Source organism: Arenibacter lacus (genome assembly GCF_008711145.1).
In the GTDB taxonomy this organism is placed as follows: Bacteria; Bacteroidota; Bacteroidia; order Flavobacteriales; family Flavobacteriaceae; genus Arenibacter; species Arenibacter amylolyticus.
In genome coordinates this window covers 21646-28955 of the sequence record NZ_VVIN01000048.1, presented here as the reverse complement: position 1 = coordinate 28955, position 7310 = coordinate 21646, and the positions used below count along the sequence as shown (strand labels likewise).

Annotated in this window: 6 protein-coding genes; 4 read left to right on the top strand and 2 right to left on the bottom strand. The window is 40.7% G+C overall.

The annotated features are described in order from the left end of the window. Together F1E73_RS12980 and F1E73_RS12975 are read left to right on the top strand one after the other, a co-directional pair. On the top strand, positions 1-490 hold a 490-nt coding region (locus F1E73_RS12980; RefSeq protein WP_150452126.1), incomplete at its 5' end, for a YoaK family protein. 89 nt (positions 491-579) lie between these two features. Further along, the gene (locus F1E73_RS12975) at positions 580-2433 is read left to right on the top strand and encodes a Xaa-Pro dipeptidyl-peptidase (RefSeq protein ID WP_150452125.1); all 1854 of its coding nucleotides are present in this window, start codon (positions 580-582) and stop codon (positions 2431-2433) included. Positions 2434-2548: 115 nt separating this feature from the next. Here F1E73_RS12975 and carB read toward each other — a convergent pair whose 3' ends face one another. Next, a complete protein-coding gene (gene carB / locus F1E73_RS12970) occupies positions 2549-5401 on the bottom strand; it encodes a carbamoyl-phosphate synthase large subunit (RefSeq protein WP_086476541.1) in 2853 nt (950 codons plus the stop codon). 98 nt (positions 5402-5499) lie between these two features. Then, positions 5500-5661: a 50S ribosomal protein L34 gene (rpmH, locus tag F1E73_RS12965; RefSeq protein WP_026809253.1), complete on the bottom strand. Its 162-nt coding sequence runs from the start codon at positions 5659-5661 to the stop codon at positions 5500-5502. Positions 5662-5871: 210 nt separating this feature from the next. On the opposite strand from rpmH, the gene F1E73_RS12960 reads away from it, so the two are divergent. Together F1E73_RS12960 and F1E73_RS12955 are read left to right on the top strand one after the other, a co-directional pair. Then, complete coding sequence (locus F1E73_RS12960) at positions 5872-6777, top strand: DUF6263 family protein (RefSeq protein ID WP_086476542.1); 906 nt, start codon at positions 5872-5874, stop codon at positions 6775-6777. Then, complete coding sequence (locus F1E73_RS12955; protein WP_086476543.1) at positions 6758-7273, top strand: hypothetical protein; 516 nt, start codon at positions 6758-6760, stop codon at positions 7271-7273. The genes F1E73_RS12960 and F1E73_RS12955 overlap by 20 nt, the downstream gene beginning before the upstream one ends. Positions 7274-7310: the final 37 nt, after the last annotated feature.

The following is a 7310-nucleotide window of genomic DNA, read 5'->3' as shown; positions in this document are numbered from 1 at the left end:
TGAAATGAGCAGTCTTGGCGGACGGATAAAAAATTATGTATTGCCCACTCTTTTAGAAGCGGTGACCTTGGTCTTAATTGCCGTCCTAGCACAAGTAATGCTAGATCCCTCCCCAAGCTTAATTGCCTGTCTTTTACTATTTGCCATGGGGGTTCAGAACTCTTTTGTTACTAAAATATCCGATGCTGTGGTGCGTACCACCCATTTAACCGGACTCTTTACAGATTTAGGGATAGAATTATCCTATTTATTATTCCCTAAAAAGCATTTAAACAAAAAACAGTTATGGACCACCATTAAATTAAGACTCTATATCATCAGTTTTTTCTTTTTAGGAGGTATTATTGGGGGCTTTCTATATACTTTGATACACTTTAATGTTCTCATGGTGGCCGCTGCCCTACTTATTTTTGGTCTCTTGTACAGTAGAATAAAATACCAAGCCCTCTTAGTCCGTAGACGGTATCAAAAAAAATCCATTGAAGCCTGATGGGGAATTCACATTTAATCCCTTCTATAAAAGGTTTTATGTAGCTTTATCAAAAAAATAATCCGTTCTAAATAAATAATAGAAACACTATGATTAAAACTTTAAAACACTCACTTTTTCTCACATTGCTTTTGGGGGTTGTAGGCCTAGTAAATGCCCAAAGCATAGAGGGCTCTACCACTACCAAGACCCTCCCTATAATTGAAAATGGAGAGGCCCAAATTGTCCCGGAATTTAAAGATGCTAGCAAATGGATTAGGCATGACCTCTGGGTAGAAACCGATTTTGATACGGATGGTGATGGAAAGAAAGATAGGATGCACGTAGCTGTCACAAGACCTTACCAGACCGACACAGAAAATTTAAAACTACCGGTTATTTACATCACCAGCCCTTATTTTGCAGGGGTTGCTCCTTTTACAGAAGGAAGCTTCTGGAATGTTAAGCACGAACTGGGACAGCCAGGTCCCCCAAGGATACACCCAGAAGTAGTCCGCAAGGGAGAAAGACCTATTATCTCCAATTCCCATATAAACACCTGGGTACCCAGAGGGTTTATCGTAGTACACTCCTCCTCCCCGGGAACGGGTCTTTCCCAAGGTGCTCCTACCGTAGGTGGCGAGAACGAATCCTTGGCCCCTAAAGCGGTAATAGATTGGTTATGCGGACGTGCCAAGGGGTTTACGGAACCCTATGGAAAGAAACGCGTAAAAGCCTATTGGTCTACTGGAAAAGTAGGGATGACCGGAACCAGTTACAACGGCACCCTTCCGCTAGCTGCGGCCACCACAGGAGTTAAAGGGTTAAAAGCCATTATTCCAATTGCACCCAACACCTCCTACTACCACTATTATAGGTCTAACGGCCTGGTACGATCACCAGGAGGCTATTTAGGGGAAGACATCGACGTGCTGTATGATTATATCCATAGTGGCGATGAAAGCAAGAGAGCGCATAACAATGCCACAGTACGAGACACCGAGATGAAAAACGGAATGGATCGTATTACCGGAGATTACAACGACTTTTGGGCGGGTAGGGATTACTTAAATAAGATGGAACCTATGAAAGCAGCCCTGCTGATGGCACACGGATTTAACGATTGGAATGTGATGCCAGACCACAGTTATAGGATATTTAAGGCTGCCAAAGAAAAGGGATTGCCGGTACAAATCTATTACCATCAAGAAGGCCACGGTGGAGAACCTCCATTATCTATGATGAATAGATGGTTTACCAGGTATTTGCACGGAGTAGAGAATGGGGTAGAAAATGACCCCGAGGCGTGGATCGTTAGAGAGGATGCCCCTAGGGATCAACCTACTCCCTACCCCCAATATCCACACCCCGAAGCGGAAGCTGTATCTCTATATTTGACAAAAGGCGCCCCGGAAGTCGGGGGACTAACCCTTAACAAGAAAACTGGGGAAGGAAAAGAAAAATTAATTGACAATTATTCTTTTTCTGGGGCAGTACTTGCACAAGCAGAATACACAGATCACAGACTCTTATATCTAAGCCCTAAACTAACCCAGGACCTACATATTTCTGGAATACCAAAAGTTACAGTTACCCTAGCAAGTAGCAAGCCTGCGGCCAATCTTTCCGTTTGGTTGGTTTCCCTTCCATGGAACACTTCCAAAAAGGCAAAGATAACCGACAATATTATTACCCGCGGCTGGGCAGATCCACAAAACCACAGTTCATTAACAAATGGGGAACCTTTAGAGCCCGGCATCTTTTATGAGGTTTCGTTTGATTTAATGCCAGATGATCAAATAATACCTAAAGGCCAACAACTAGGTCTCCTCATTTTCTCTAGCGACAGGGAATTTACGCTATGGCCAGAACCTGGCACCGAATTGACGATAGATTTAGACAAAACCCATTTAGAGGTTCCTATTGTGGGAGGTACGGAAAGCTTTAAGAAAGCGACTAAATAAGTTTATAGCTTTAAGGGCACTCTTGCGCTGTGATACCCCAAATAATAAAATCTCCTTTGCCAATCCAGGCAAAGGAGATTTTTTATTTAGGAGCAACCCCATAATTTGTATAGACTTATTTGCTTAGATACATCTTTCGCCTCGCATACAAGTTATAGAATTGATCGTCTTTTAAATTATCGATAAACAAAATACTCTCGCCGGTACTCTTCATTTCCGGACCTAAGTTTTTGTTTACATTCGGGAACTTTTCAAAGGAGAATACGGGTTGTTTAATAGCAAACCCTTCCAAAGATGGGTTGAAATTAAAGTCCTTCACCTTTTTTTCGCCCAACATTACCTTGGTAGCATAGTTAACATAGGGTTCCTTATAAGCTTTTGCTATAAAGGGAACTGTTCTAGATGCTCTAGGGTTGGCTTCAATGATATATACAATATCATCCTTAATTGCGAACTGAATATTGATTAATCCCACTGTATTTAAGGCAAGGGCAATTTTCTTAGTGTGATCTTTAATTTGCTGCATCACAAATTCCCCAAGATTAAATGGTGGAAGAATTCCATGGGAGTCGCCCGAGTGGATTCCGCAAGGCTCTATATGTTCCATAATTCCGATGATATACACATCTTCCCCATCACAAATAGCATCTGCCTCTGCCTCAATAGCACCGTCTAAATAATGATCTAGCAACAACTTATTGTTTGGAATCTTTCTCAACAAATCAACCACATGCTCTTCCAGTTCATCTTTATTGATTACAATCTTCATTCCTTGTCCGCCTAACACATAAGAAGGACGTACCAAAAGTGGGAAATCTAGCTCATCGGCAAGTTGCAATGCTTCGTCTGCGGTTTCGGCTACTCCAAACTGTGGGTAAGGAATATTGTTTTGCTCCAAAAGTGTGGAGAAACTACCTCTATCCTCAGCCAAATCCAGGGATTTAAAACTAGTACCTATGATTTTTATCCCATATTTATCTAGCTTCTCGGCAAGTTTAAGTGCGGTTTGCCCACCTAGCTGTACAATAACCCCTTCTGGCTTTTCGTGCCTGATAATATCATAGATATGCTCCCAGAAAACTGGCTCAAAGTAAAGCTTGTCTGAAATATCAAAGTCTGTAGAAACCGTTTCAGGATTACAGTTAATCATTACGGTCTCATAGCCACATTCTGATGCGGCCAACACTCCATGTACACAGCAGTAATCAAATTCTATTCCTTGTCCTATCCTATTGGGTCCGGATCCAAGAACTACAATTTTCTTCTTATCACTAACCACACTATCATTCTGCACATAGGTAGTACCGTCCGGTCTTTCTATTTCCGCTTCAAAAGTGGAGTAATAATATGGGGTCATCGCCTCAAATTCTGCAGCACAGGTATCTACCAACTTATAAACCCTATTTATATTGAGGTTTACCCTTTTGTTGTACACTTCACTTTCGTAGCACCTCACCATATGAGCTATCTGTCTATCGGCAAAACCTTTTTGCTTGGCCTCTAGCAGCAGATCCTTGGTTAGCGATTCTATAGTGTACTCGGAAATCTTCTTTTCCAATTGGTAAAGCTCCTCGTATTGGCGTAGGAACCACATATCTATTTTGGTAATCTCATGGATACTACTTAGAGGAATCCCCATTTGTATAGCATCATAGATTACAAACACCCTGTCCCAACTGGGTACGGTTAGTTTTTGAATAATTTCATCGTAATTGGTGTAACCTTTTCCGTCTGCTCCCAGCCCATTTCTTTTTATTTCTAGGGACTGTGTAGCTTTATGCAAGGCTTCTTGGAAAGAACGACCAATACCCATTACCTCTCCCACAGATTTCATCTGAAGCCCCAAGGTTCTGTCCGACCCCTCAAATTTGTCAAAGTTCCATCTTGGTATCTTTACGATAACATAATCCAAGGTAGGCTCAAACAAGGCGGAGGTAGATTTGGTAATCTGATTGCTAAGCTCGTTTAAGTTATATCCGATAGCCAATTTTGCGGCTATTTTTGCAATAGGATACCCTGTTGCCTTAGAAGCCAAGGCCGAGGAACGCGACACACGAGGGTTAATCTCGATAGCGATAATATCTTCTTTTTCATCTGGACTAACGGCGAACTGAACATTACATCCACCCGCAAAATCCCCAATACTTCTCATCATCTTGATGGCCATATCGCGCATTCTTTGGAAGGTACTGTCAGACAAGGTCATTGCAGGAGCTACGGTTATGGAGTCTCCAGTATGGATTCCCATAGGATCCATATTTTCAATAGTACAGATAATCACTACGTTGTCATTCTTATCACGTAGCAGTTCTAGCTCGTATTCTTTCCATCCCATTAAGGCCTTGTCTATCATGACCTCATGGATAGGGGAAATTTCTAATCCTTGGGAAAGCATTTCATCAAAATCCTTTGGATCATAAACTATAGATGCTCCTGCACCTCCAAGGGTGTAAGACGCCCTAATCACCAATGGAAAGCCAAACTCTTGTGCTATTTCCTTTCCCTTTAAAAAAGAGGTAGCAGTAGCTTGAGGGGCCATACCTATCCCGATCTTCAACATCAGCTCACGGAACTTTTCACGATCTTCGGTAATATTGATGGCATCTATATCCACGCCAATGATCTCTACTCCATAATCTTCCCAAATGCCCTTATTATCTGCCTCGATACATAGGTTTAAGGCAGTCTGGCCTCCCATTGTTGGTAAAACAGCATCAATATTGGGGTGTTTATCCAATATTTCTCGGATAGAATTGGTGGTCAATGGTTTTAAGTATACATGGTCTGCCATGGTTGGATCCGTCATGATCGTAGCGGGATTGCTATTGATCAATATCGTTTCTATACCATCTTCCCTTAGGGACCTAAGCGCCTGTGTACCTGAATAATCAAATTCGCACGCCTGTCCAATTACGATGGGACCAGAACCAATAATTAAAATAGAGTTTAAATCTTTTCTTTTGGGCATTGTAGTGAATGTTAAAAATATAAAAACAAATTGGGCAAAAAAAAGGTGCTACTCTGGAAAAAGTAACACCTTTGTTAATTATAAGAACAGTATTATCATTATTTTTTATGCTTCAATTCAGAAGATACGGATAATTTCTTTCTTCCTTTTGCTCGTCTTCTAGCAAGAACTTTTCTACCATTGGCAGTAGCCATGCGTTCTCTAAAACCATGTTTGTTCTTTCTCTTCCTTTTTGATGGTTGAAATGTTCTTTTGCTCATCGTGGCGTATTTTTTATGATCTTCTTAAATTTCTTTTTTTGACTTCTCTTCGGATCTTGCGTAGTATCGGACAAAATCCGGCTGCAAATATACAAAGAGTTTTTGCTTTGGCAAATCTAATTAAAAAATTATTTTTTTATAGTTGCCCACCTTAAAGGAGGTACTATTTTATTACTTTTGCAACGGCTAAAATAAGATTCACCAGATAACATGAAACGCTATATATTATTAACATTTCTCTTCCTCTGCCACCTAGTGGTATTGGGGCAAGTATCATTAGCGTATCATTTGCAGAAAGGGGATATATACAGGGTGAAACAGGAAGCCCAACAAATCATCACCCAGGAACTAGACGGAGCCTCTCACCAAATTACGAATCTTATAGATGGAGTTCTGGAGTTTAAAGTACTGTCCGAAGTCCCTGAAGGGTATAAACTATCACTTACTTTTAAGGATTTAAATCTTAAGATGACCTCTAGCATAGAAGGAACATTGATGAATGTACAGGCAAAGAAAGTGGTGCCAGGGGATATACAATCCAAAATTTTCAATACCATTTTGGAGAATCCGGTTACCCTGCTACTTTCCAAGACAGGAGACATTCTGAATGTAAAGGGTGGAGACAGCCTTGTATCTAAAATGGCAAAAGTTTCTGGACTTACGGACGAATTTGCCATTAACCTGATGAAAAAGTCGCTGAGCAAGGAGTTTGGATCAGAAGCATTGGCCAACAGCTATAAGCAGATGACCTTTATATATCCCAACAAAACGGTACAATTAAAAGACAGCTGGGAAAACACCTATACCGGAAAACTAAAGACCCATAATAAGTGGACCTTAAACGAAATTAATGGTCAAAAAGCCTTGATTAGCGGAATGGCCACCATAGAAATGAATATAAAAGACCCCAATACCACCATGCGTTTAAAAGGAACTCAGAAAACATCGATCCAATCCAATATCGATACCGGGTTTATCTTTACTATGACCGTGGAAGGGAGGTCTTCCGGGGTATCTACCCTAGCACAGTTGGGGGCTCAAGAACTACCCACCACCATACAATCTAAAATCACTTACAAATTAATTAACAAGGAACATGTTCAACAAAAACTTTAAGTTAATCATTGCCGCACTTATTATTGCTTATGCGGTGTACCAATTTATAGAAGGCAATATAGGTAATGGGATCTTCCTGATTCTCTTGGCTTCTATTTTTGTATTTCTTTATTTTAGAAATGAGATTATCCTCTTGGCATTTTTAAAAATGCGTAAACAGGATCTTGAAGGGACCAAAAAGTGGTTAGATAAAATTAAAAATCCCGAAGCAGCCCTTACCCAAAAGCAACACGGTTACTACAACTACCTAAACGGAATCATTTTTTCCCAAACCAACCTTACCCAGGCAGAAAAATACTTTAAAAAGGCTTTAAAATTGGGTCTTAACATGGATTACGATGTAGCTATGGCAAAATTGAGCTTGGCTGGTATTGCCATGCAAAAACGCAGAAAGAGGGAAGCCACTACCCTACTAAGGGAAGCCAAAAAACTAGACAAACAGAATATGCTTGCAGATCAGATAAAGATGATGCAACAACAAATGAAAAAGATTTAGGGATTAAGGACTTAACCAGGCTGGGAACCGACCTACA